The sequence below is a fragment of the Klebsiella quasipneumoniae subsp. quasipneumoniae genome (assembly GCF_020525925.1).
Classification (GTDB): domain Bacteria; phylum Pseudomonadota; class Gammaproteobacteria; order Enterobacterales; family Enterobacteriaceae; genus Klebsiella; species Klebsiella quasipneumoniae.
Genome location: NZ_CP084876.1, coordinates 2,208,082 through 2,231,886, shown reverse-complemented (window position 1 = coordinate 2,231,886; position 23,805 = coordinate 2,208,082). Strand labels below are relative to the sequence as shown.

The following is a 23,805-nucleotide window of genomic DNA, read 5'->3' as shown; positions in this document are numbered from 1 at the left end:
CCTCTTCTGCGCCAGATCGCCGGGCCGGGCTTCACAGCCCGGTTTATTCAGGGGATCAGTCGCGCCGCGCCGCGGCGAATTTAGCCGCAATCATCGCGGCCGTCGGCTGAACGCCCCCCAGGCTCCACTGTTCCGGGTCATGTTCATCAATGCGGATCCACACCGACTGGCGGAACTGCGGATCGCCCTGCCCCTCAATCTCCACCAGCAGATCGGTCATCCGCCGCAGCAGCTCACTTTTCTGTTCCGCGGTCATGATCCCTTTAATGGTTTGCACGTTAACAAATGGCACGCTATGCTCCTTAGCAGCTAAGTCTAAAATTCAAACTCAGAGTAGAAGGTCAATCTCGCGATGTCAAAAAATAAATCACTGCCCTACCTCGATCCGGAGCTGTGCGGCCTGGCCGAAGGAGCCAAAATGCTCGGCGACCGCTGGGTGCTGCTGATCCTCCGCGAGGCGTTTTACGGTGTGACGCGCTTTGAAACGATGCAGACGCATACCCATATCACCCGCCAGACACTCACCACCCGGTTGAAAACGATGACCGAAATGGGATTGCTCCGCAAAGTCCCCTACCGGGAAGCGGGGGCTCGCGAGCGCTATGAATATGTTCTCACCGATAAAAGCCGTAGCCTGGCGCTGGTGCTGTTCGCCCTGATGGAATGGGGCCACCAGCAGGTGTTGCATAGCGCGCCGCATATTGTGCTGGTGGACAGCGTCAGCGGCGAGGCCGTCCATCCGGGGTTCGTCACCGCCAGCGGCAGCGTGGCGAATCCCGCCGCGCTGCAGATCGTTAAAGCAGACGAACGCTGATAGCCCCGCGGCGCAGGCTGCGGCGCGGTTGCCCCGTTACAGAACTTTCGTAGACCTCTGGCGGAAGCCGTGACGAGCAGGTATGTTGCATTGCCACGTTACCCGAAGACAGCAGGACATTTTGCTTTCATCGAACGGTGCGATAAAGGATGACGCTCTCTGCCGGGTCCGATCCCGGCCATTATCCGTGGCGCACGCCATGACCGCCCTGGTCCGCCGCTGATCCGCGGATCGCTCATGCTAAAGGTAGAAAATGTCGCTTCGTTCACTGCGGGCTTTATGTTTGACCAGCTTCTTTATCGCCGACGTTCGCGACGGCCTCGGGCCGTTTCTGGGGATCTTTCTCACCCAGCGTCACTGGCAGGCGGAGGATATCGGCCTGTTGATGACCATCGGCGGCGTTGCTGGCCTGCTGGCGACCCTGCCCGCCGGCTTCATCACCGACACCTCGCGGCATAAGCGCGTGCTGCTGGCCGTGGTCTGCCTGGTGATAACCCTGACCACCCTGCTGCTCTGGTTCAGTCAGAAGACCAGCGTGGTGGCCCTTTCGCAAGTCGCCAGCGGGATCTGCGCGGCCTTTGTCGGACCGTTAATCGCCGGGATCACCCTTGGGCTGACCCGACAGCGCGGTTTTAGCGCCCAGATGGGCAAAAACGAAGCCTTCAACCACGCGGGGAATTTCTTCACTGCGCTGATAGCGGGAGCCATCGCCTGGTACTGGGGCATCGGCGGTATTTTCATTCTGATGGCCGGTACCACCCTGTTCACCCTCATCGCCCTGCTGGCGATCCGCGGCAGCGATATCGACGATGACGCCGCCCGCGGCCTCGAGTCGGCCGTCCCGCCCTCTCTGCCTGGGTTTGCCATCCTGTTCCGCCATACGCCGCTGCTGATCGCCGGGGTGACCCTGATGCTGTTCCATCTCGCCAACGCCGCGCTGTTGCCGATGCTGAGCATGCGGATCGCCGCCGCGCCGGGACACCTCAATCCGGGGCTGTTTGCCGCCGCCACGGTGATAATTTCGCAGGTGGTGATGATCCCGGTGGCCATTCGGGTCGCCGGCAGCATCGACAAATATGGTTACTGGCGATGCATTCGGCTGGCGCTGCTGATCATGCCCATCCGCGCGGCGCTGGCGGCCTCCAGCGACGCCCCGGCGATGATGGTCCCGGTGCAAATTCTTGATGGTCTGGCGGCAGGGATTTTGGGGGTGGCGGTGCCCAGCTTTATCGTCTCGCTGCTGCGCGGCAGCGGGCACGTCAACGCCGGACAGAGCGTGGTGATGCTGATGCAGGGGGCCGGGGCGGCAATGAGTCCGGCGTTAACCGGCGCTATCGCCGGACGCTACTCCTTTGCCACCGCCTTCGGGGTGCTGAGCGTTATCGCGCTGGTCGCGCTGATGGTGTGGTGGCGCAGCGCACCGCTGCTCGCCGCCTCCGCGTCGCCGCCGGTCGGCGAAAGCGGCCAGTAAAGAGAGGATATCGTCAGGCGGACAACAGCCCCCTGCTGTCCGCTTGACGTATAAGAGGCGTTAATTCACCCGCGAACGCAAGGTGATTTGCCGCAGGGCGTTGGCCATATCGAGCTGAATCAGCTCTTTAATGCCTTCGCGCTTAATAAACTGGCTGCGGTGTTTACTTTTCACCTCTTCAATACTTTTTTTGATCTCTTGCGCCGGCAGTTTATACCAGCCGCGAGCCTGTTTCTCACCGCCCATTTCCAGCCACAGCGATGAGTAACTGGCTTTCACCAGATCGCTTTTCACGTGGTAATCGGAATCGATCGCGTAGACCGTGGTGATGTTGAAATAGCCTAAGAAACCATACAGCACGCTCATGATGATATTTTTCGGCCGCGCGCCATGCAGCTCTTTGGTCAGCGCCTTCACCTCTTCATTGGTGATATCTTTCCCGCCCTGAATACCGCCGATATAGGCGCGGCCATCGTCGGTACAGGAAAAACAGACGCTATAGACGCGACGGTCGCCGAGAAACAGCTGCAGCATCAGTTCACCCTCCTCCTGAAACGGCGACGCCAGCAGCTTAACGTCAAGCTTATCGCCATTTTTCAAAGGAATAGCAAACATCGCCCGGCCAAAATCCGCCACGTTATAGAGCTGCGGCAGCACATCCGGCTGAAATGTTTTCTCGATAAAATTCAGCGAACCGTGGGCAATATCCAGCTTGCGCCGTTTTGACATCCGTTTATTAAGATAGGCCTTAAAGGGTTTATCCTCGAAAGGCACCAGCCCCTGGGTTACGGCGGTCAACCGCGCGCACTGATATTTGGCGCAAAGTCCTTGATATTCTCTGTACTTACCTCCTGCGAGCGAGAGCTCTCTGCATTTTCGTAAAATTTTTTTATAGTTTATTTTGACCTGACCGATCACTTTATTATGTTTACGCCATTCTTTGATGGCGCCTGCAACAGTATGTCCCATTGATTAAGATCCATAGATTCATCCATAATCGCGGCCATATTAACATAAAAGATATTCGTCAACGCTTAATTACACCTTCGTTGTCCTTTCATTTAATATTGCGGCAGAAAATTGTTCTGCCGACGATAATTAAAATTAACGCCATCCTGTCAACGGTTAATTATGGTAGGTGATGCCCGCCGCCCAGCGACTTAACGCTCTGTGCGTTCGGCGCGAAGCGCGGGTACATCCGCGGGCGGTTTTGCCCTATACTTGACGCTGATCCAAAACCAGCAACGATAGGTAACTTATGGAAATTGATCTCGACAACCTGGTCTTCAGCGGCCTGGATGAAGCGGAAGAGCGCAACGCGGAGCGTCTGGAAGAAGCGGACAAAAAAGCCCAGGCGATCGTTGCCGATGACGATTGCGGCGACGCCTGCAAAATCTGATTATCAAACCGGCCCGCGGGCCGGTTTTTTTGCCTCCCGCTCCCTCAGCTGGGTAAAAACCCTTTCAGCGTATCCAGCAGCGCCTGCGCCGCCTTCGACAGCGGCAGATGTCCGGCATAAATCGCCCCAACGCACTTTTCAATCGGCGGATCGCTAAGCGGAATGCACACCGCCCCCAGCGAGGCCATCTGCGTTTTGCATAGCGCTGGCACCGCGCTGCCCCCCAGCCCGCTGGCCACCATTCTCCCCACCGTCACCAGCTGATGGCTCTCCAGGGCCACGTCCAGCTGACGCCCGCTTCGCGCCAGCGCCTCCTCCAGCATCAGGCGCACCGCCGAAGGGCGCTGGAGGGTAATAAAGTCGAGGGTTAACAGCTCCTGCCAGGTGAGCTTTTTTTTCTTCGCCAGCGGCGATTGCCGGGGAACGATCGCCACGAAGCGGTCCACCGCCAGCGGGGTAAACAGCAGGTTGTGGCTGGGCGATGGCTCGAAAGCGATACCCATTTCCACCCGCCCCTCGCGCACCATCTCGATCACCTGCTCATTTATCACGTCATGTACCGTGACGTTCACCCCGGCATAGCGGTCGCGGAAGGCTTTCAGCGCCTCCGGCAGAACGTTGGCGGCGAACGACGGCATCGCGGCGACCGAGATTTTGCCCCGCTGCAGGGTAAAGCTCTGACGCATCGCCTCCTCGACGTTATCCCAGTCGGCCAGCAGCTGACGGGCCATCGGCAGAAAGAGTTCCCCCTCCTGGGTGAGGGTCACTTTGCGGGTGCTGCGCTGCAGCAGCGCGCCCCCCAGCGCCTCCTCCAACCCTTTGATGGTCAGGCTGAGAGCTGGCTGCGACAGATTCAGCCTTTCGCTGGCGTGGGCGAAATTGAGAGTGTGAGCTACCGCTAAAAACGCGCGTAACTGTTTGACACTCATTCTCATTTTTCATCCTGTTAACTAATTGAAAGAAATTAGTTAACAGGAAATTAATAAGATTTCCAAATGAGTGGGTCACAAATTCAAAATTATCAAATCAGTCGCCAGCGCCAATGATAAGGCTATCGCAAGGCAGGAGAGACAAGATGGCAGGACTGGATAAACGCGTCGCCAGCTACGAAGCGGCGCTGGAAGGGTTAACGGACGGCATGACGCTGCTCGCCGGCGGCTTCGGCCTGTGCGGTATACCCGAAAATTTGATCGCCGAAGTGAAGCGCCGCCAGGTGCAGGGGTTGACGGTGGTTTCCAACAACTGCGGCGTCGACGGCTTCGGTCTCGGCATGCTGCTGGAATCGCGCCAGGTCAGCAAAGTGGTGGCCTCTTACGTCGGGGAAAACGCGCTGTTTGAACAGCTGGTGCTGAGCGGCGAGCTGGCGGTAGAGCTCACCCCGCAGGGAACGCTGGCGGAAAAAATCCGCGCCGGCGGCGCCGGGATCCCCGGCTTTTACACCGCCACCGGCTACGGCACCCCGGTCGCCGAAGGCAAAGAGGTGCGCCAGTTCGACGGTAAAAATTACATTCTCGAACAGGCCATTCGCGGCGATTTCGCCCTCGTGAAGGGCTGGAAAGCTGACTGGTACGGCAACGTGGTTTACCGCCACACCGCGCAGAATTTCAACCCGCTGATGGCCACCGCCGGGCGCATTACGGTGGTGGAGGTGGAAGAGATCGTGCCGCCGGGCGAACTGCCGCCCTCCGCCATTCACACCCCGGGGATCTATGTCGACCGGCTGATCGTCGGGCAATTCGAAAAACGTATTGAACAGCGCACCCTGCGCGCCGGAGGGCACTGAGATGCTAACCCGTGAACAAATGGCGATGCGCGTCGCTCAGGAGCTGCGCGACGGCGACTACGTTAACCTCGGGATCGGTATCCCGACGCTGGTGGCCAACTATATCCCCGCCGGTATTGAAGTGATGCTCCAGTCGGAGAACGGCCTGCTGGGGATGGGCGAATTTCCCGATGAGGAAACCATCGACGCCGACATGATTAACGCCGGCAAACAGACCGTCACCGCGCAAACCGGGGCGGCGATCTTCGATTCCGCCCAGTCGTTCGCCATGATCCGCGGCGGCCACGTCGATCTTACGGTTCTTGGCGCCTTTGAGGTCGACGTCGCGGGGAATATCGCCTCGTGGATGATCCCCGGGAAAATGGTTAAGGGGATGGGCGGCGCCATGGACCTGGTGGCCGGCGCGCAGAACATCATCGTGGTGATGACCCACGCCTCAAAGAACGGCGAATCCAAACTGCTGCCGCAGTGCACCCTGCCGCTCACCGGCGTGGGCTGCATTCGCCGGGTGCTCACCGACCTGGCCCTGCTGGACATTGTCGACGGGGCGTTTGTCCTGCGCGAAGTGGCTCCGGGGGTCAGCCCCGACGAGGTGATGCGTAAAACGGCGGGACGGCTGATCGTCGCCGACGACGTACGCGAAATGCGCTTCAGCTAAGGAGAGACCATGACCGATATTGCCATTGTTGCTGCAGTACGCACCCCGGTCGGCAGCTTTCGCGGCGCCTTCGCCCCGCTTTCCGCCGTCGACCTCGGCGCGACGGTGGTGCGCAGCCTGCTTGAACGCTGCCAGCTGCCCGCCGCGGCGGTCGATGAACTGATTTTCGGCCAGGTGCTCACCGCCGGCTGCGGGCAGAACCCGGCGCGCCAGACCGCGCTGCGGGCCGGCCTGCCGGTGGACACCCCGGCGGTCACCGTCAATCTGGTGTGCGGCTCCGGGTTGAAAGCGGTTCAGCAGGCGGTGCAGGCGATCCGCTGCGGCGACGCCGGGATCGTTATCGCCGGCGGCCAGGAGAGCATGAGCAATGCTCCCTATTTGATGCACGGCGCCCGCGACGGCCTGCGTTTCGGCCACGCCAGCCTGCAGGACAGCATGATCCAGGACGGCCTGTGGGACGCCTTTAACGACTACCACATGGGCATTACCGCCGAGAACCTCGCCGATGCCTTCGATATCAGCCGCGAGCGCCAGGACGCCTTCGCCGCCAGCTCCCAGCGCAAAGCGGCGGCCGCTATCGCCGCCGGACGCTTTCGCGAAGAGATCGTCCCGGTCAGCGTTCCGCAGGGCAAAAAGCCGCCGCGTGTCGTGACCGACGATGAACAACCGCGCCCGGAGACCAGCGAGCAGCAGCTGGCCCAGCTGCGCCCGGCGTTTCGCCCGGCTGACGGCAGCGTCACCGCCGGGAATGCCTCATCCCTGAACGACGGCGCCGCGGCGGTCCTGCTGATGAGCGTCGATAAAGCGCGCGAGCTTGGGCTGCCGGTGCTGGCGCGCATCGTCAGCGCGGCGGTCGCCGGGGTCGACCCGTCGGTGATGGGCATCGGCCCGGTGAGCGCCTGCCGCAAAGCGCTGCAGCATGCCGGCTGGACGCTGGACGAGGTGGATCTTATCGAAGCCAACGAGGCCTTTGCCGTCCAGGCGCTGGCCGTCGGTCAGCTGCTCGAATGGGACAGCGAGAAAGTCAACGTCAACGGCGGCGCCATCGCCCTCGGCCATCCCATCGGCGCCTCCGGCTGCCGGATCCTCGTCAGCCTGGTGCATGAGATGCAGCGCCGGGGCGCCAGCAAAGGGCTGGCCACCCTGTGCGTCGGCGGCGGCCAGGGCATCGCCATGACCCTTCAACGTTAACAGGAGCCACTATGTTTACACCACGTCTGGCGGTACTCGGCGCGGGACTGATGGGCGTCGGCATTGCCTGCCATTTCGCCCGTCACGGTCACGCCGTCCGCCTGTATGACACCGATCCGCAACGTCTTGCCGAGGTGCCCACGGTGGCCGGGGCGATCCTGCGCGAGCTGGAGGCGAGCGCTCAGCAGGATCCCGCCGACCGCGACGCCGTGCTGAGCCGTTTAATCCCCACCCCGGCGCTGCAGGCGCTGGCCGATGCCACGCTGCTGATTGAAGCGATCCCCGAACGGCTGGCGCTGAAGCACGCCCTGTATGCCGAACTGGAAACGCTGATCGCCGACGAGGCGATTATCGCCAGCAACACCAGCGGCCTGCCGCCGGATCGGCTGGCGCAGGGCATGCGCCTTCCGGAACGCCTGCTGATCGCCCATTTCTGGCATCCGCCGCACCTGATCCCGCTGGTGGAAGTGGTGCCCGGGAGCGCCACGCTGCCCCATCTGGCGCGCCAGGTAAGCGACTTTTGCGCCGGCTGCGCGCTGGAAGCGGTGGTGCTCAACCGCGCCGCGCCGGGCTTTGTCGGCAACCGACTGCAGTTCGCCCTGCTGCGCGAAGCGCTGCACATCGTCCACAGCGGCATCGCTTCCCCGGAGGTGGTGGACCAAGTGATGCGCGCCTCGCTGGGCCGTCGCTATGCGATGGTCGGCCCGCTGGAGGCGGCGGACATGACCGGCCTGGCGACGGTCCAGGATATCTGCCAGCACCTGCTGCCGGAGCTGGCCAGCGGTACGGAGATGATGTCGCTGGTGGCGGAGAAAGTGGCGCAAGGCGACACCGGCGCCCGCAGCGGGCAAGGCTTTTACCGCTGGGACGAGGCGCGGCGTCAGCGCATCCAGTCGCGCCGGGAACACCAGCTGCGCTTCGCCCTGAAACCCTAGTATCGCGTTCTGTACCCCTACAATAACAATGAGAGTGAGACGTCGTGATGAGTGTGATAATAGCCCTGGCCGCGCTGGCGTTACTGATGCTGGCAGCCTACCGTGGATACAGCGTGATCCTCTTTGCGCCGATCGCCGCCCTCGGCGCGGTGCTGCTCACCGACCCGGGCGCGGTCGGCCCGGCCTTTACCGGCCTGTTTATGGAAAAAATGGTTGGCTTTGTAAAGCTCTATTTCCCGGTGTTTCTGCTGGGCGCCGTGTTCGGCAAGCTGATTGAGCTGTCGGGATTCTCACGGTCGATTGTCGCCGCCGCCATCCGCATCCTCGGCCGCCGCCACGCGATCCCGGTGATCGTGCTGGTGTGCGCCCTGCTGACCTACGGCGGGGTGTCGCTGTTTGTGGTGGCCTTTGCCGTCTACCCTTTCGCCGCCGAGCTGTTTCGCCAGAGCGGGATCCCCAAGCGGCTGATCCCCGCCACCGTCGCCCTCGGCGCGTTCTCGTTTACCATGGACGCCCTGCCCGGCACGCCGCAGATCCAGAATATTATTCCCACCAGCTTCTTCGGCACCAATGCCTGGGCGGCCCCGTGGCTGGGGCTTATCGGCTCGCTGTTCATTATCCTCTTTGGTTTGCTGTGGCTGGAGCGCCAGCGCCGCAAAGCGCAGGCCAGCGGCGAAGGCTATGGGACCGATCTGCAAAATGAGCCGGAGACCCCGGATGACATCGACCTGCCGCATCCGCTGATCGCAATCGCCCCGCTGCTGCTGGTGGGGGTGCTGAATCTGCTGTTTACCCACTGGATCCCGCAATGGTACGGCGCCAGCCATGAGCTCACCCTGCCGGGTCTGGCGAAGCCTGTCGTCACCGAGGTGGGGAAAATCACCGCCATCTGGGCGGTGCAGGCAGCGCTGCTTTCCGGCATTGTGCTGGTGCTGGTCTGCGGCTATCGCAATATTCGCGGCCGGCTGGCGGAGGGGAGCCGGACGGCGGTGGGCGGGGCGATTCTCGCGGCAATGAACACCGCCTCTGAGTATGGCTTCGGCGCGGTTATCGCCGCCCTGCCGGGTTTCCTGGTGCTGTCGAAAGCCCTCGCGGCCATTCCCAATCCGCTGTTAAACGAGGCGATCAGCGTCACGGTGCTGGCCGGGATCACCGGCTCGGCCTCCGGGGGAATGAGCATCGCCCTGGCGGCGATGTCCGAAACCTTTGTCGCCGCCGCCCACGCCGCCAATATTCCGCTGGAGGTCCTGCACCGCGTCGCCGCCATGGCCAGCGGCGGCATGGACACCCTGCCGCATAACGGGGCGGTGATCACCCTGCTGGCGATCACCGGCCTGAGCCATCGCCAGGCCTACGGCGGCATTTTCGCCATCACGGTGATCAAAAGCCTCGCGGTGCTGTTTGTCATTGCCACGTTCTATGTGACCGGCATTGTCTGAGACCAGATTGTAGGAGTAATAAAATGAATTTAGACGGTAAAACGGCGCTGGTCACCGGCTCCACCAGCGGCATCGGCTTAGGGATCGCCAAAGTGCTGGCGCAGGCAGGCGCCCAGCTGGTGCTCAATGGCTTCGGCGACAGCAGCCACGCCCGGGCTGAAGTCGCCGCGCTGGGCAAGATCCCCGGCTATCACGACGCCGACCTGCGCGACGTCGGGCAGATCGAGGCGATGATGCGCTATGCCGAAAGCACCTTCGGCGGCGTCGATATCGTGATCAATAACGCCGGTATCCAGCACGTCGCCCCGGTGGAGCAGTTCCCGGTGGACAAATGGAACGACATCATCGCCATCAATCTCTCCAGCGTCTTCCACACCACCCGCCTGGCGCTGCCAGGCATGCGTCAGCGCGACTGGGGGCGCATCATCAACATTGCCTCAGTGCATGGCCTGGTGGCGTCGAAAGAGAAATCGGCCTATGTCGCCGCCAAGCACGCGGTGGTCGGCCTGACCAAAACCGTGGCCCTGGAAACCGCGCGCAGCGGCATCACCTGCAACGCCATCTGCCCCGGCTGGGTGCTGACCCCGCTGGTGCAGCAGCAGATCGATAAGCGCATCGCCGAAGGGGTCGACCCGCAGCAGGCCAGCGCGCAGCTGCTGGCGGAAAAACAGCCCTCCGGGGAGTTTGTCACCCCGCAGCAGCTGGGCGAAATGGCGCTGTTTCTGTGCAGCGACGCCGCCGCCCAGGTGCGCGGCGCGGCGTGGAACATGGACGGCGGCTGGGTGGCGCAGTAGACCGCAGGCGTCGCGACGATCAGAACATCGCCAGAAAGCGTTTCACCGTGCGCGAGCGCTCGAAGCGCCGCCAGGCGATGGCAATATCGGTCTTCAGCGGCGCCCCGCTGAGCGGGTGATAGCTGACGTTCGGCTGTTGAATGCAGGTCATCAACTGCGGGACCAGCGCGAAGCCGAACCCGGCATTGACCATGCTCAGCGATGACGAAATCTGCGACGACTGCCAGGCGCGCTCCATATCGATGCCGGCGCGCAGGCAGCTGTTGTACACCAGCTCATACAGCCCCGGGGCCACCTCCCGCGGGAAGAGGATCGGCGCCACGTCGCGCAGCTGCTCCAGGGCCAGGGTCGGCTGCGTCGCCAGCGGGTTGTCGCGCGGCAGCGCGATAACCATCGGCTCCTCATCGATAATCCGCAGATTAAAGGCTTTACTGCTCTCGCACGGCAGACGGACGAAGGCGATGTCCAGCTCGGCCTCGCTCAGGGCGGTCATCAGATTAGCCATATTGTCTTCCATCTGGTGCAGGGTCACCCCGGGGTGATCGAGCTGAAAACGGTGCAGCAGCGTGAAGATTTGCGGGTGGAAAGCATCAGAACTGGTAATGCCTAGCGACAGGCTGCCGTTCATCCCGCGGGCAATGCCCTTGGCCTTCTCCAGCGCCGCATCGCTCATGGCGAGGATCTGGCGGGCATCCTCATAGAACGACTCACCGGCCTCGGTGAGCTCCACCCCGCGGGTCAAACGCCGAAACAGCGGGGTCCCCACCTCGCGCTCAAGCCGCTGAATTTGCTGACTTAACGGAGGCTGTGAAATACCCAGTTCCTTGGCGGCCTGGGTGAAGTGCCGCGTCCTGGCGACGGCGACAAAATAGCGAAGATAACGAAGTTCCATATCGAAAACGTCTCAAACCAGCATGGTTTCTATATTGGAACTGTGAGCTGAATCGGGTCAACATTTATTTAACCTTTCTTATATTTGTTGAACGAGGAAGTGGTATATGAATCATTCTGCTGAATGCACCTGCGAAGAGAGTCTGTGCGAAACCCTGCGGGCGTTTTCCGCGCAGCATCCCGAGAGCGTGCTCTATCAGACATCGCTCATGAGCGCCCTGCTGAGCGGGGTTTACGAAGGCAGCACCACCATCGCGGACCTGTTGAAGCACGGCGATTTCGGTCTCGGCACCTTTAATGAGCTGGACGGGGAGCTGATCGCCTTCAGCAGTCAGGTCTATCAGCTGCGGGCCGACGGCAGCGCGCGCAAAGCCCAGCCGGAGCAGAAAACGCCGTTCGCGGTGATGACCTGGTTCCAGCCGCAGTACCGGAAAACCTTCGACCATCCGGTGAGCCGCCAGCAGTTGCACGAGGTGATCGACCAGCAAATTCCCTCTGACAACCTGTTCTGCGCCCTGCGCATCGACGGCCATTTCCGCCATGCCCATACCCGCACCGTGCCGCGCCAGACGCCGCCGTACCGGGCGATGACCGACGTCCTCGACGATCAGCCGGTGTTCCGCTTTAACCAGCGCGAAGGGGTGCTGGTCGGCTTCCGTACCCCGCAGCATATGCAGGGGATCAACGTCGCCGGGTATCACGAGCACTTTATAACCGATGACCGCAAAGGCGGCGGTCACCTGCTGGATTACCAGCTCGACCACGGGGTATTGACCTTCGGCGAAATTCACAAGCTGATGATCGACCTGCCCGCCGACAGCGCGTTCCTGCAGGCCAATCTGCATCCCGATAATCTCGATGCCGCCATCCGTTCCGTAGAAAGTTAAGGGGGTCACATGGACAAACAGTATCCGGTACGCCAGTGGGCGCACGGCGCCGATCTCGTCGTCAGCCAGCTGGAAGCCCAGGGGGTACGTCAGGTGTTCGGCATCCCTGGCGCCAAAATCGACAAGGTATTCGACTCACTGCTGGATTCCTCCATTCGCATTATTCCGGTACGCCACGAAGCCAACGCCGCCTTTATGGCCGCCGCCGTCGGGCGCATTACCGGTAAAGCGGGCGTGGCGCTGGTCACCTCCGGTCCGGGCTGTTCCAACCTGATCACCGGTATGGCCACCGCCAACAGCGAAGGCGACCCGGTGGTGGCCCTGGGCGGCGCGGTGAAACGCGCCGATAAGGCCAAACAGGTCCACCAGAGTATGGATACGGTGGCGATGTTCAGCCCGGTGACGAAATACGCCGTCGAGGTGACCGCGCCGGACGCGCTGGCGGAAGTGGTCTCCAACGCCTTCCGCGCCGCCGAGCAGGGCCGGCCGGGCAGCGCTTTCGTCAGCCTGCCGCAGGATGTGGTCGATGGCCCGGTCAGCGGTAAAGTGCTGCCGGCCAGCGGGGCCCCGCAGATGGGCGCCGCGCCGGATGCCGCCATCGACCAGGTGGCGAAGCTTATCGCTCAGGCGAAGAACCCGATCTTCCTGCTCGGCCTGATGGCCAGCCAGCCGGAAAACAGCGCGGCGCTACGCCGTTTGCTGGAGGCCAGCCATATTCCGGTCACCAGCACCTATCAGGCCGCCGGGGCGGTGAATCAGGATAACTTCTCTCGCTTCGCCGGCCGGGTCGGGCTGTTTAACAACCAGGCCGGGGACCGTCTGCTGCAGCTCGCCGACCTGGTGATCTGCATCGGCTACAGCCCGGTGGAATATGAACCGGCGATGTGGAACAGCGGCAACGCGACGCTGGTGCATATCGACGTCCTGCCCGCCTATGAAGAACGCAACTATACCCCGGACGTCGAGCTGGTGGGCGATATCGCCGGCACCCTCAGCAAGCTGGCGCAAAATATCGATCGCCGGCTGGTGCTCTCCCCGCAGGCGGCGGAGATCCTCCGCGACCGCCAGCACCAGCGCGAACTGCTGGACCGCCGCGGCGCGCAGCTGAATCAGTTTGCCCTGCATCCGCTGCGTATCGTTCGCGCGATGCAGGATATCGTCAACAGCGACGTCACGCTGACCGTGGACATGGGCAGCTTCCATATCTGGATCGCCCGCTACCTTTACAGCTTCCGCGCCCGTCAGGTGATGATCTCCAACGGCCAGCAGACCATGGGCGTCGCCCTGCCCTGGGCCATCGGCGCCTGGCTGGTCAATCCTGAGCGCAAAGTGGTCTCCGTCTCCGGCGACGGCGGTTTCCTGCAGTCGAGCATGGAGCTGGAGACCGCCGTCCGCCTGAAAGCCAACGTGCTGCACCTGATCTGGGTCGATAACGGTTACAACATGGTGGCCATCCAGGAAGAGAAAAAATATCAGCGCCTGTCCGGCGTCGAGTTCGGGCCGATGGATTTTAAAGCCTATGCCGAGTCCTTCGGCGCCAAAGGGTTTGCCGTGGAAAGCGCCGAGGCGCTGGAGCCAACCCTGCGTGCGGCGATGGACGTCGACGGCCCGGCGGTAGTGGCCATCCCGGTGGATTATCGCGATAACCCGCTGCTGATGGGTCAGCTGCATCTGAGTCAGATTCTGTAAGTCATCACAATAAGGAAAGGAAAATGAAAAAAGTCGCACTTGTTACCGGCGCCGGCCAGGGGATTGGTAAAGCTATCGCCCTTCGCCTGGTGAAGGATGGATTTGCCGTGGCCATTGCCGATTATAACGACGCCACCGCCAAAGCGGTCGCCTCCGAAATCAACCAGGCCGGCGGCCGCGCCATGGCGGTGAAAGTGGATGTCTCCGACCGCGATCAGGTGTTTGCCGCCGTCGAACAGGCGCGCAAAACGCTGGGCGGCTTCGACGTCATCGTCAACAACGCCGGCGTGGCGCCGTCCACGCCGATCGAGTCCATTACCCCGGAGATTGTCGATAAAGTCTACAATATCAACGTTAAAGGGGTGATCTGGGGCATTCAGGCGGCGGTCGAGGCCTTTAAGAAAGAGGGGCACGGCGGGAAAATCATCAACGCCTGTTCCCAGGCCGGCCACGTCGGCAACCCGGAGCTGGCGGTGTATAGCTCCAGTAAATTCGCCGTACGCGGCTTAACCCAGACCGCCGCTCGCGACCTCGCGCCGCTGGGCATCACGGTCAACGGCTACTGCCCGGGGATCGTCAAAACGCCGATGTGGGCCGAAATTGACCGCCAGGTGTCCGAAGCTGCCGGTAAACCGCTGGGCTACGGTACCGCCGAGTTCGCCAAACGCATCACCCTTGGTCGTCTGTCCGAACCGGAAGATGTCGCCGCCTGCGTCTCCTATCTTGCCAGCCCGGATTCTGATTATATGACCGGTCAGTCATTGCTGATCGACGGCGGGATGGTATTTAACTAATAAATAATAAGATCTGACATGGCTTGCCCCTGCTGATATGCAGGGGCTTTTTTTGTTTGAGAGTAAGCTTACGGTAAAACGAACCCTCTATTGATAGGTAGAGTCCCCTCCAGGCGCCCCGGGGACGTTAAAGACGTAGACGTTGCGTCAGGCGACTAGTCATTAAAAGTGCTTACTGCTTATTCGCGGGACCGCCGTCTGATTTGGGTGGGATCTTGACGACTAATCTTTGAGCTATTCCCGGTTTGCCCTTTTCAAAGCGCCATTTTTTAATCATTTTATCAATGATTTGATGTTCCAACTCCGGAGTCGTTGTCGATTCAAGTATCTTTACATTCTGAACTCTGCCATCTGAATCAACATCGTACTGAATCCGCAGGAAACTCGGCAGTAGGTTTCCGTTCTTATCACGAGTGGTAATTGATGTGTTTGCAGAGGAAATGCTGCCTGAAGGTGTGCTGGCGCTGGCCTCTGTGCCGGCGCAGAGTGTCAGTAACAATGGCAAAATTAAAGTGAATAGTCTGCTAGTTTTCATTAATCGTCTGAGTTCCAAAATTAACCATGAATATTCACATTACCAACGGCGCGCGTGACAGGTTACCAGATGAGATGATCCGTGAACACCGCGTCTTCAGCGGCAATCACGTTGACCTCCTGACCCGGCGCTTCGTACTGCATCCATTCCCGAGGACGTTTGGCTATCAGGACAAGTGGGCGCTGAGCCACTACATCAACGACTCTTTTGCCAGCTGTCAGCAGCGCTATCCGGCTCGTCGGGGAACATGAGCGAGCTAACCCCCTCAGGTGATTAGCATGGATTCGCGTCCCGCGCTGAAGACGTTCAGCTAATCCTTTTTCACTCCGGTGCTCGGGATCTACCGCGCTTGCAACGTTAAGGGAGGGATCTCCGGGGCCTAAGCGGCAGCCTGCTGCTGATGCTAAGGGGGAGATTCTACAGTCATTCCTGCGACACCTGGGAGCTTAACACGGAAGCGGCTGCGCATAGCGCCAGCAGAGAACCCCGGAAAGCGATGCGTGACGCCTTATCCCGGTTACGCTGTTGGGCCGTATTTGTGCCGTATTTTTGCCGGGTGGCGGCTGCGCCTTACCCGGCCTGGAGGGTTCGTGCGACCTGTCGTTAATATATTCACCATGGTTGCTGAAACTGCCGGTGCTGACGGCCTCAAAATCGCTGAGACGTTCCCGGAAGGCCGGGGCAGCCCGCATGGATGCGGGCTGAGGGCCGTGTTTTGCACGGACGCTGCCTCGGCCCGACCCGAAGCCTGCAGGGATAAGTCGAAGGGACCACGCAGTGGCGATTTTGCTGGCCGGAGCCCGGGGGTACAGGGGGCGGCGGCGACTGGCCGCCCCCTGTGCGCTCCCTGCGCCATGATTGACATAACGCAGACGATTAACCGGGAGCGCAAACTACGCTGAAGCCACGCGTGATAAACGCTTTCCCCGGGCTGAGAACCTGTAAAACCAATAACCGTCTCCCCCGCCGCCGGGCAAGCTATCGCTCCGTGGCCGCCATGTTGCCGGGTGGCGGCTGCGCCTGACCCGGCCTACAAAGGCCTCCCGTCAGCTCATATCCCTCAGGCCTACGCAAACGCGGCGCCTCCGGGCAAGATATCGTTCCGTGCCCGCCATGTTGCCGGGTGGCGGCTGCGCCTGACCCGGCCTACAAAGGCTGCCCGCGATTTGGCGCTCTATTCACGCCCTTCGTAGGCCCGCGCAAGCGTAGCGCCGCCGGGCAAGGACAGCGGGCACGGAGCCGCTTTTGTGCCGGCTGGCGGCTGCGCCTGACCCGACCTGGAGCCCCAAATCACCGCTGGCGCTGGGGCTACTGAAACTGCCGGTGCTGGCGGCCTCAAAATCGCTGAGACGTTCCCGGAAGGCCGGGGCAGCCCGCATGGATGCGGGCTGAGGGCCGTGTTTTACACGGACGCTGCCTCGGCCCGACCCGAAGCCTGCAGGGATAAGTCGAAGGGACCGCGTAGCGGCGATTTTGCTGGCCGGAGCCCGGGGGTACAGGGGGCGGCGGCGACTGGCCGCCCCCTGTGCGCTCCCTGCGCCATGATTGACATAACGCAGAAGACTAACCGGGAGCGCAATACCCGCTGAAGCCACAGATAACATAAAAGACTTCCCAGCAGTACTTTCCCGCCCCTGGCCCTCTCCCGGAGGGAGAGGGAACCGTCCGGCAGTCGTTGCCGCTGCCATACTGCTCCCTGCGCCACGGAAAACCGGGTGCAGCAACACGAAGCGGGAGCGCAAACTACGCTGAAGTCACGCGTGATAAACGCTTTCCCCGGGCTGAGAACCTGTAAAACCGATAACAGTCTCCCCCGCCGCCGGGCAAGATATCGCTCCGTGCCCGCCATGTTGCCGGGTGGCGGCTGCGCCTTACCCGGCCTACAAAGGCCTCCCGTCAGCTCATATCCCCAGGCCCACGCTAACGCAGCGCCGCCGGGCAGTTACTGCGCCTGCTGCTGCGCCTGCGCCAGCTGGCGGACAATCGCCTCGCGCCGCGCATCCCCTTCCGGCAGCCGGGCCAGCAACGCCTGCAGGGCCGCCACGGCTTCGGGGTAATCTTCATTACGCACCGCGCTCAGGGCCAGCATCTCCAGCACCGGCAGGCTGGTCGGCTGTCGCTGATGCAGGTCACGCAGCAGCAGCTCGCCCATCCGGACCTGACCGCTATCCCCCGCCCGCACCAGCGCGCTGGCGTAATCGAAAGCCGACGCCGGGTCGTCCACCGCCAGCGCATGCGCCCGGCCAAAAGCGCCGATCGCCGTCTCGCCATCGTTCAACAACAGCCCCAGCCGCCCAAGCAGCTGCCAGCCGGCGAGGTCGTGCGGAGTATTCTGCAGATGGCTGCGCAGGCCAAGCCGCAGCTCCGCCAGCTCATCCATACGCAGCGGCGGCGCGGTCGGGTCCTTAACCTGCTGCAACAGCGCAGGATAATGCCGCTCCGCCTGCTGCCAGAGCAGCACCTGGCCAATATCGCTGGTTTTCAGATACAGGCCCAGGCTCAGGACCACCAGCAGCAGCGCGCCCGGAAACAGCGCCCAGCGGCTTAGCGGCCGTTCGCCAGGCTGTACCTGGGGCGGGATATCCGTCAGCAGCGTGCGCTGCAGCTCGACGACCAGCGCCGGGTTGTCCTCGCCGCGCTCCTGCGCCAGCTCCTGCAGGCGCGACTGATACAGGGCGCGGTTGAGGGTATCGCGGTCCACCGCCCCTTTGCCCGACCACGGGAAGTACAGCAGCCCCAGCGCGCCAGCCAGCAACAGCCCGGCGATAACCACCAACAGGCTCATCGTTCTTTTCCTTCTTTCAATAATGCCGCCAGCCGCTGGCGCTCTTCGACGCTGAGCGCCGCGTCAGGAATATCGCGACGACGCGCGCGGGCGATAATCACCCCCGCGCCCGCCAGGACGAACAGCCCCGGCCCCAGCCACAGAAGCACCGTGCCCGCGGTCAGCGGCGGCTCGTAGCTGACAAAATTGCCGTAGCGGGCCACCATATAGTCAACGATCTGCCCTTTCGTTTTCCCCTGCTGCATCAGCTCGTACACCTTCTGCCGCATATCGGCGGCAATCATCGCGTTCGAGTCGGCGATGCTGTTGTTCTGGCATTTCGGGCAGCGCAGCCGGGAGGTGATCTCGCGGAACGCCTGCTCCTGGGCCTCGTCTTTAAACTGCCAGGTGTCGATGGCGGCCCACGCCTGGCCGGTCAGCATCAGCGCCAGCAGAATGCCTATGACACCTCTCATCAGCCCGCCCCCCGGTTGTATTGATTCCACAGCGGCTGGAGCTCCTCGCGCCACACCCGGTCGTTCAGGTCGCCGGCGTGCCGCCAGCGGATGATGCCCTGACCGTCGATGAGAAACGTCTCCGGCGCGCCATAAACCCCCAGATCCAGGCCGAGCATGCCGTTGCCGTCGTACAGGCTCAGCCTGTACGGATTACCCAGGCGCTGCAGCCAGCTGATCGCCTTCTGCCGATCGTCTTTGTAGTTCATCCCCACCACCCGCACGCCCTGCTGCGCCAGGCCGTTGAGAAACTGATGCTCGGCGCGACAGGTTGGGCACCAGGTGGCCCAGACGTTAAGCAGCAGCGGCTTGCCGTCAATCAGCGTCCGTCGGTCCAGCGTCTGGCCGGGGGTATCCAGCGCTTCAAGGCGAAATTCCGGCAGCGGTTTGCCAATCAGCGCCGACTCGAGGGTCGTCGGGTCGTCGCCATCGGCGTTACGCATCAGCTGCCAGAACAGCGCGGCGGCCAGCGCCAGAAACAGCACCAGCGGGATAAACAGCAGCTTCCGGTTCATGAGGCCTCCTGCAGTTTCTTACGCATCCGGTAGCGCGGGTCGAGCATGCAGCACAGACCGCCGAGGGCCATCAGCACCCCGCCGTACCAGATCCAGCGAACGAACGGTTTGTAGTACAGACGCACCGCCCAGCTGCCGTCGCTCAGTTCTTCCCCCAGCGCGGCGTACAGATCGCGGGTCAGCCCGCCGCTGATCGCCGCCTCGGTCATCATCATCCGGCTGGCGGTGTAAAAGCGTTTCTCGGCATACAGCGTCGCTTCCGGGCGGCCGTTGCGGGTCACGGCAATAATGCCTTCCCCGCCGGTCCAGTTGGGGCCGACGATATTGCGCACGCCGTTAAACACAAAGTGATAACGGTGGATATCGATGCTGTCGCCAGGGCGCATCCGTACATCGCGCTCCACGCTGTAGTTCTGGCTAAAGGTGATGCCGATAACGGTCACCGCCACGCCGACGTGACCGAGCACCATCCCCCACTGGCTGCGGGTCAGCGTCCGCAGGCCGCGCCAGAAGCCGTGGCGATGGGTGGCCCGTTCGTGAACCTCCATCAGGGCGAAGATCAGCACCCACAGGGCCATCATCAGGCCAATGACCGCCATCGCGGTGATACGATCCTGCAGCAGCCACGGCAGCGCCAGAGAAAGTGACAACGTCACCACCAGGGCGACCACCAGGCGCTTAATCTGCCTGGCGATGTCATCGCGCCGCCAGCGGATCAGCGGTCCCAGCCCCAGCAGCAGCGCAAACGGCGCCATCAGGGCGGTGAACATGGTGTTAAAGAACGGCTCGCCGATGGAGATGCTGCCGAGGCCCAGCTCTTTATGCACCAGCGGCAGCAGCGTTCCGAGGAGCACCACCAACATCGCGGCCATCAGCAAAATATTGTTGCCCAGCAGGAACGACTCGCGCGACCACAGGGTATGTTCCACCCGCGCGCGCACCCTGCCGCCCTTCAGGGCGTACAGCAGCAGCGACCCGCCGATGGCGACAATCAGCAGCGCCAGAATGAACAGTCCGCGCGACGGATCCGAGGCGAAGGCATGCACCGAGACCAGCACCCCGGAGCGCACCAGGAAGGTGCCCAGCAGGCATAGGGAGAAGGCGGCGATGGCCAGCAGCACCGTCCAGGCGCGGAAGCTGCCGCGCTTCTCGGTCACCGCCAGGGAGTGCAGCAGCGCGGTCCCTACCAGCCACGGCATAAACGAGGCGTTTTCCACCGGGTCCCAGAACCACCAGCCGCCCCAGCCCAGTTCGTAATAGGCCCACGCCGAGCCCAGCACGATGCCGAGAGTGAGGAACATCCACGCCGCCTGGGTCCAGGGACGCGACCAGCGCGCCCACGCGGTGTCCAGCCGCCCCGCCAGCAGCGAGGCGATGGCGAAGGCGAAAGCCACCGAGAAGCCGACGTACCCCATATAGAGGATCGGCGGATGAAAAATCATGCCGATATCCTGCAGCAGCGGATTAAGGTCGCGGCCGTCAATGGGGTACTGCGGCAGGCCGCGGCTGAACGGGTTGGAGGTAAAGAGGATGAACAGCAGGAACCCAAAGGCGATCATCCCCATCACCGCCAGCACCCGGGCGACGGCGTCGAGCGGCATCCGGCGGCTGAAGAGGGCGACGGCGAAGGTCCAGACGCTGAGCTGCAGGACCCACAGCAGCAGCGAGCCCTCGTGCGCCCCCCAGGTCGCCGCCACCCGATACCACACCGGCAGCGCGCTGTTGGAGTTTTCCGCCACGTAGCGGACGGTAAAGTCGTTGACCACGAAGGCGTGCACCAGCAGCAGGAAGGCGCCGCCGATACAGGCGAACAGCCCGCAGGCCAGCGGCCGGGCCAGAGCCATCAGCCGCCGGTCCTGCCGCGCCGCGCCCCATAGGGGATAGACGCTCAGAAGCAGCGCCAGCCCCGCCGCCAGACACAATAAAAAGTTGCCCAGCTCCGGCATCATGGCTGCGCCTCCGCTTTCGCCGGCGTCATGGCGTTCTTCACCTCCGGCGGGGTGTAATTTTCATCATGCTTGGCCAGCACCTGCTGAGCGGTGATATGCCGCTCGCCGTCCAGAACGCCCTGGGCCACCACGCCCTGTCCTTCACGGAACAGGTCCGGCAGAATGCCCTTATAGCTGACGTCCACGACCCCGCGGGCGTCATACAGCTTAAAGCGCACGTCGAGGGTTTGCGGGTCGCGCTGCAGGGAGCCTGACTGAACGTAGCCCCCCACCCGCAGGCGCTGCCCGATCTGGGGCAGCGCCCGGGTTTCCGTTTTGCCGTAGATAATTTCCCCCGGGGTGTAGAACAGATCGATATTGCTGCTCAAGGCGTAAAGCGTCAGGCTGACGGTCAGCCCAAGGCCGGCGAGCACCGCCAGCACGATATACAGCCGGGTTTTACGACGCGCTTGCATCCGCGGCCTCCTTGTCATGTTCGCGAGCGGCCGCGATCCGCCGCTCGCGCGCCTGCTGGCGTCGCACCTCCTGGAATAGCGCCCGCCGCGCCCACAGGGTATGAACCGTCAGCAGGCCAAAGGCGGCGATGGCCACGGCCACCGCCAGCCAGACGTACAGGGCATAGCCGCCCATATTCAGGAAGGCGGCGAACGAAGAAAAAGCGGGGCTCATCGGGCGGCTCCTTTGTTAGCCAGCGCCACCACCCACGGCCGACGACGTTCCAGCTGGAGGATCAGGTTACGCAGGCGCATCAGGGTCAGGGTGACCGACAGCGCGAGGAAAGCAAAAATGCAGATCCGCAGCGGCAGACGCATGCTCGGGTCGATGGTTTGCTGCAGGTTGGTCGAGCCCTGGTGCAGGGTGTTCCACCAGTAAACCGAGTAATGAATGATGGGCAGATTGACCACCCCGACCAGGACGAGGATCCCCGCCGCGCGCCCGGCCAGGCGGCGGTCGTCAAAGGCGTGCCACAGGGCGATGACGCCGGCATACAGAAACAGCAGCACCAGCTCCGAGGTCAGGCGGGCGTCCCAGATCCACCAGGTCCCCCACATCGGCTTGCCCCACGCCGCGCCGCTGACCAGCGCCACCAGGGTGCAGACCGCCCCTACCGGCGCCAGGGCGGCGATCGCCAGGTCGGCCATTTTAATCTGCCAGACCACCCCGACGAAGGCCGCGACGGCCATCGCCAGGTACAGCCCCATCGACCACATCGCCGCCGGGACGTGAAGATACATGATCCGGTAGCTTTCCCCCTGCTGATAGTCCGCCGGGGCGAAGCCAAATCCCCACCCCAGGCCGATGACCAGCAACAGCGCGCTCAACGCCGCCAGCCAGGGGATCCAGCACCCGCACAGGCGGTACAGCCGCTCGGGGATCGCCAGTTGATGTAACGCTTTCCACATAGACGCTTACTCACACGGTTATGATGGCCGCGCCCGCAGGCGCAGCGAATTATTGCACGGTCAGCCGCAGCGCGGCGGCGGTGGCGAACGGACACAGGGTGGCGCTGGCGGTTAAGAACGCCGCCAGCATCGCCAGATAGCCGCTGACCGGGAGCCCGGCGGCCGCCGCCTGGCAGGCCGCGGTGGCGAAAATCAGCAGCGGCACCGCCAGCGGCAGCACCAGCAGGCTCAGCAGGACGCCGCCGCGCTTCAGGCCGACGGTCAGGCCAACCCCCACCGCGCCAAGAAAACTGAGCGTCGGCGTGCCAAGCAGCAAGGTCAGCGCCAGCACGCCGGCGTCGTGCAGGTTCATCCCCAGCAGCAGCGCCGCCAGCGGCGAGACGATCAGCAGCGGCAGGCCGCTCATCATCCAGTGAGCGACCACCTTCACCAGCACCACCGCCACCAGCGGCGTCGGCAGAAGCATCAGCTGCTCCAGGGAACCGTCCTGCCAGTCGTCGCGAAACAACCGATCCATCACCAGCAGCGCCGCCAGCAGCGCGGCGACCCACACCACGCCCGGCGCAATCTGCGCCAGCAGCTGCGGCGCGGCGCCGACGCCGAACGGAAACAGGGTGATGACGATCAGAAAGAACCATAGCGGATTGAGGATCTCTGCCCCGCTGCGCCACGCCAGGCGCAGTTCCCGGGCCAACAGCGCTCTCATCATTGCCGCCTCCCGCCGTCGTCGCCGAGGCGCAGGGTGCGCAACGGGCAGCCCAGCGGCCGCAGCGGCTGATGGGTGGTGAGGATCGCGCTTCCCCCCTGCCGGGCGTGCTGCTCCAGGCGACGGGTCAGGGTTTCTATCGCCGTGGCGTCGAGGGCGGTAAACGGCTCATCGAGGATCCACAGCGGCGCATCGGTTAACCACAGGCGGGTCAGCGCCACCCGGCGCTGCTGCCCGGCGGAGAGCTGGCTTAAGGGGAGATCTTCATAGCCCGCCAGGCCGACGGCGGCGAGGGCGCTTTCCCGCTGCTGAAGGCGGCTGGCCGGAAAGAAGAAACGCAGGTTTTCATCGGCGGTCAGCGCCGCGTTGACGCCGGGCTTATGGCCCAGCCACAGCAGCTGCCGGTGAAATGACTCCCGCACCTGGGCCAGCGGCTGGCCCTGCCAGCTCACCACCCCGCTTTCCGGGCGCGCCAGGCCGCAAAGGATCCGCAGCAGCGAGGTTTTCCCCGCGCCGTTATCACCGGCGACCTGCAGCAGCTCGCCGGCAGCAAGGGATAGCGTCAGCTCCGCAAACAGCGGTCGATCGTCAACGATGCAGGTCAGTCGCTCTGCATGCAGCATGAAGGCAAACTCCTTGATTCAGACAGTCTTTTACGTCCTGGCTAAGTCAG

General features: G+C 62.8%; 27 protein-coding genes. 13 read left to right on the top strand and 14 right to left on the bottom strand.

Annotated elements, in window-relative coordinates; translation table 11 throughout:
* Positions 1–55 precede the first annotated feature (55 nt).
* Positions 56–292 carry a tautomerase family protein gene (locus tag LGM20_RS10800; protein ID WP_004202976.1) on the bottom strand — a complete coding sequence of 79 codons (237 nt, stop codon included), beginning with the start codon at positions 290–292 and terminating at the stop codon, positions 56–58.
* A 60-nt stretch (positions 293–352) separates the two neighbouring features.
* Here LGM20_RS10800 and LGM20_RS10795 point away from each other — a divergent pair, with 60 nt between their 5' ends.
* On the top strand, positions 353–814 hold the full coding sequence (locus tag LGM20_RS10795; RefSeq protein WP_044523661.1) for a winged helix-turn-helix transcriptional regulator: 462 nt from the start codon (positions 353–355) through the stop codon (positions 812–814).
* 253 nt (positions 815–1,067) lie between these two features.
* Entirely contained in the window at positions 1,068–2,285 is a 1,218-nt protein-coding gene (locus LGM20_RS10790) for an MFS transporter (protein ID WP_044523662.1), read from the top strand.
* A 60-nt stretch (positions 2,286–2,345) separates the two neighbouring features.
* Here LGM20_RS10790 and LGM20_RS10785 read toward each other — a convergent pair whose 3' ends face one another.
* Positions 2,346–3,254: a DUF535 family protein gene (locus tag LGM20_RS10785; RefSeq protein ID WP_044523663.1), complete on the bottom strand. Its 909-nt coding sequence runs from the start codon at positions 3,252–3,254 to the stop codon at positions 2,346–2,348.
* Between the two features lie 289 nt (positions 3,255–3,543).
* On the opposite strand from LGM20_RS10785, the gene LGM20_RS10780 reads away from it, so the two are divergent.
* Positions 3,544–3,684, top strand: coding sequence for a hypothetical protein (locus tag LGM20_RS10780; protein ID WP_002908189.1), 141 nt, complete (start codon positions 3,544–3,546; stop codon positions 3,682–3,684).
* 44 nt (positions 3,685–3,728) lie between these two features.
* On the opposite strand, the gene LGM20_RS10775 is transcribed toward LGM20_RS10780, so the two are convergent.
* Positions 3,729–4,619, bottom strand: coding sequence for a LysR family transcriptional regulator (locus LGM20_RS10775; protein WP_023290006.1), 891 nt, complete (start codon positions 4,617–4,619; stop codon positions 3,729–3,731).
* A gap of 140 nt (positions 4,620–4,759) precedes the next feature.
* Here LGM20_RS10775 and LGM20_RS10770 point away from each other — a divergent pair, with 140 nt between their 5' ends.
* Genes LGM20_RS10770 through LGM20_RS10745 form a run of 6 tightly spaced genes read left to right on the top strand, consistent with a single transcriptional unit; the run spans position 4,760 to position 10,484 of the window.
* Positions 4,760–5,467, top strand: coding sequence for a CoA transferase subunit A (locus tag LGM20_RS10770; RefSeq protein WP_023290007.1), 708 nt, complete (start codon positions 4,760–4,762; stop codon positions 5,465–5,467).
* Between the two features lies 1 nt (position 5,468).
* Positions 5,469–6,125: a CoA transferase subunit B gene (locus tag LGM20_RS10765; protein ID WP_021312467.1), complete on the top strand. Its 657-nt coding sequence runs from the start codon at positions 5,469–5,471 to the stop codon at positions 6,123–6,125.
* A 9-nt stretch (positions 6,126–6,134) separates the two neighbouring features.
* Positions 6,135–7,316 carry an acetyl-CoA C-acetyltransferase gene (locus tag LGM20_RS10760; protein WP_023290008.1) on the top strand — a complete coding sequence of 394 codons (1,182 nt, stop codon included), beginning with the start codon at positions 6,135–6,137 and terminating at the stop codon, positions 7,314–7,316.
* Between the two features lie 11 nt (positions 7,317–7,327).
* A complete protein-coding gene (locus LGM20_RS10755) occupies positions 7,328–8,251 on the top strand; it encodes a 3-hydroxyacyl-CoA dehydrogenase family protein (RefSeq protein WP_044523668.1) in 924 nt (307 codons plus the stop codon).
* Positions 8,252–8,295: 44 nt separating this feature from the next.
* A complete protein-coding gene (locus tag LGM20_RS10750; RefSeq protein ID WP_197743183.1) occupies positions 8,296–9,690 on the top strand; it encodes a GntP family permease in 1,395 nt (464 codons plus the stop codon).
* Between the two features lie 23 nt (positions 9,691–9,713).
* The gene (locus LGM20_RS10745; RefSeq protein WP_023290011.1) at positions 9,714–10,484 is read left to right on the top strand and encodes a 3-hydroxybutyrate dehydrogenase; all 771 of its coding nucleotides are present in this window, start codon (positions 9,714–9,716) and stop codon (positions 10,482–10,484) included.
* Between the two features lie 19 nt (positions 10,485–10,503).
* Here LGM20_RS10745 and LGM20_RS10740 read toward each other — a convergent pair whose 3' ends face one another.
* A complete protein-coding gene (locus LGM20_RS10740; RefSeq protein WP_044523670.1) occupies positions 10,504–11,376 on the bottom strand; it encodes a LysR family transcriptional regulator in 873 nt (290 codons plus the stop codon).
* A 106-nt stretch (positions 11,377–11,482) separates the two neighbouring features.
* Between LGM20_RS10740 and budA the strand changes: the two genes are divergently transcribed.
* From budA to LGM20_RS10725, 3 genes are read left to right on the top strand one after another with little or no spacing between them, the layout of a single operon-like run.
* Complete coding sequence (budA, locus tag LGM20_RS10735; protein ID WP_002908205.1) at positions 11,483–12,262, top strand: acetolactate decarboxylase; 780 nt, start codon at positions 11,483–11,485, stop codon at positions 12,260–12,262.
* A gap of 9 nt (positions 12,263–12,271) precedes the next feature.
* The gene (alsS, locus tag LGM20_RS10730; RefSeq protein WP_023290012.1) at positions 12,272–13,951 is read left to right on the top strand and encodes an acetolactate synthase AlsS; all 1,680 of its coding nucleotides are present in this window, start codon (positions 12,272–12,274) and stop codon (positions 13,949–13,951) included.
* A 23-nt stretch (positions 13,952–13,974) separates the two neighbouring features.
* Positions 13,975–14,745 carry a (S)-acetoin forming diacetyl reductase gene (locus tag LGM20_RS10725; RefSeq protein WP_004151179.1) on the top strand — a complete coding sequence of 257 codons (771 nt, stop codon included), beginning with the start codon at positions 13,975–13,977 and terminating at the stop codon, positions 14,743–14,745.
* A 172-nt stretch (positions 14,746–14,917) separates the two neighbouring features.
* Here LGM20_RS10725 and LGM20_RS10720 read toward each other — a convergent pair whose 3' ends face one another.
* Positions 14,918–15,280 (bottom strand): TonB family protein, encoded by a 363-nt coding sequence (locus LGM20_RS10720; protein WP_072013423.1) that lies wholly within the window; start codon positions 15,278–15,280, stop codon positions 14,918–14,920.
* Between the two features lie 26 nt (positions 15,281–15,306).
* Here LGM20_RS10720 and LGM20_RS10715 point away from each other — a divergent pair, with 26 nt between their 5' ends.
* Positions 15,307–15,531 carry a hypothetical protein gene (locus LGM20_RS10715; protein WP_142375638.1) on the top strand — a complete coding sequence of 75 codons (225 nt, stop codon included), beginning with the start codon at positions 15,307–15,309 and terminating at the stop codon, positions 15,529–15,531.
* A gap of 1,691 nt (positions 15,532–17,222) precedes the next feature.
* On the opposite strand, the gene ccmI is transcribed toward LGM20_RS10715, so the two are convergent.
* Genes ccmI through ccmA form a run of 9 tightly spaced genes read right to left on the bottom strand, consistent with a single transcriptional unit; the run spans position 17,223 to position 23,755 of the window.
* Positions 17,223–18,065, bottom strand: a complete 843-nt coding sequence (gene ccmI / locus LGM20_RS10710; protein ID WP_044523718.1) for a c-type cytochrome biogenesis protein CcmI — start codon at positions 18,063–18,065, stop codon at positions 17,223–17,225.
* Positions 18,062–18,508, bottom strand: coding sequence for a cytochrome c-type biogenesis protein (locus tag LGM20_RS10705; RefSeq protein ID WP_072096566.1), 447 nt, complete (start codon positions 18,506–18,508; stop codon positions 18,062–18,064). Before LGM20_RS10705 ends, ccmI begins: the two co-directional genes overlap by 4 nt.
* Positions 18,509–18,519: 11 nt before the next feature.
* Positions 18,520–19,074: a DsbE family thiol:disulfide interchange protein gene (locus LGM20_RS10700; RefSeq protein ID WP_032453183.1), complete on the bottom strand. Its 555-nt coding sequence runs from the start codon at positions 19,072–19,074 to the stop codon at positions 18,520–18,522.
* The gene (locus LGM20_RS10695) at positions 19,071–21,023 is read right to left on the bottom strand and encodes a heme lyase CcmF/NrfE family subunit (protein WP_044523723.1); all 1,953 of its coding nucleotides are present in this window, start codon (positions 21,021–21,023) and stop codon (positions 19,071–19,073) included. Before LGM20_RS10695 ends, LGM20_RS10700 begins: the two co-directional genes overlap by 4 nt.
* Positions 21,020–21,478: a cytochrome c maturation protein CcmE gene (ccmE, locus tag LGM20_RS10690; protein ID WP_044523725.1), complete on the bottom strand. Its 459-nt coding sequence runs from the start codon at positions 21,476–21,478 to the stop codon at positions 21,020–21,022. The genes LGM20_RS10695 and ccmE overlap by 4 nt, the downstream gene beginning before the upstream one ends.
* Entirely contained in the window at positions 21,462–21,692 is a 231-nt protein-coding gene (gene ccmD, locus LGM20_RS10685) for a heme exporter protein CcmD (RefSeq protein ID WP_023290024.1), read from the bottom strand. The genes ccmE and ccmD overlap by 17 nt, the downstream gene beginning before the upstream one ends.
* Complete coding sequence (locus LGM20_RS10680; protein WP_023290025.1) at positions 21,689–22,426, bottom strand: heme ABC transporter permease; 738 nt, start codon at positions 22,424–22,426, stop codon at positions 21,689–21,691. The genes ccmD and LGM20_RS10680 overlap by 4 nt, the downstream gene beginning before the upstream one ends.
* A gap of 49 nt (positions 22,427–22,475) precedes the next feature.
* Complete coding sequence (gene ccmB / locus LGM20_RS10675) at positions 22,476–23,135, bottom strand: heme exporter protein CcmB (RefSeq protein ID WP_044523727.1); 660 nt, start codon at positions 23,133–23,135, stop codon at positions 22,476–22,478.
* Positions 23,132–23,755 (bottom strand): cytochrome c biogenesis heme-transporting ATPase CcmA, encoded by a 624-nt coding sequence (ccmA, locus tag LGM20_RS10670; RefSeq protein ID WP_023290027.1) that lies wholly within the window; start codon positions 23,753–23,755, stop codon positions 23,132–23,134. The genes ccmB and ccmA overlap by 4 nt, the downstream gene beginning before the upstream one ends.
* Positions 23,756–23,805 lie beyond the last annotated feature (50 nt).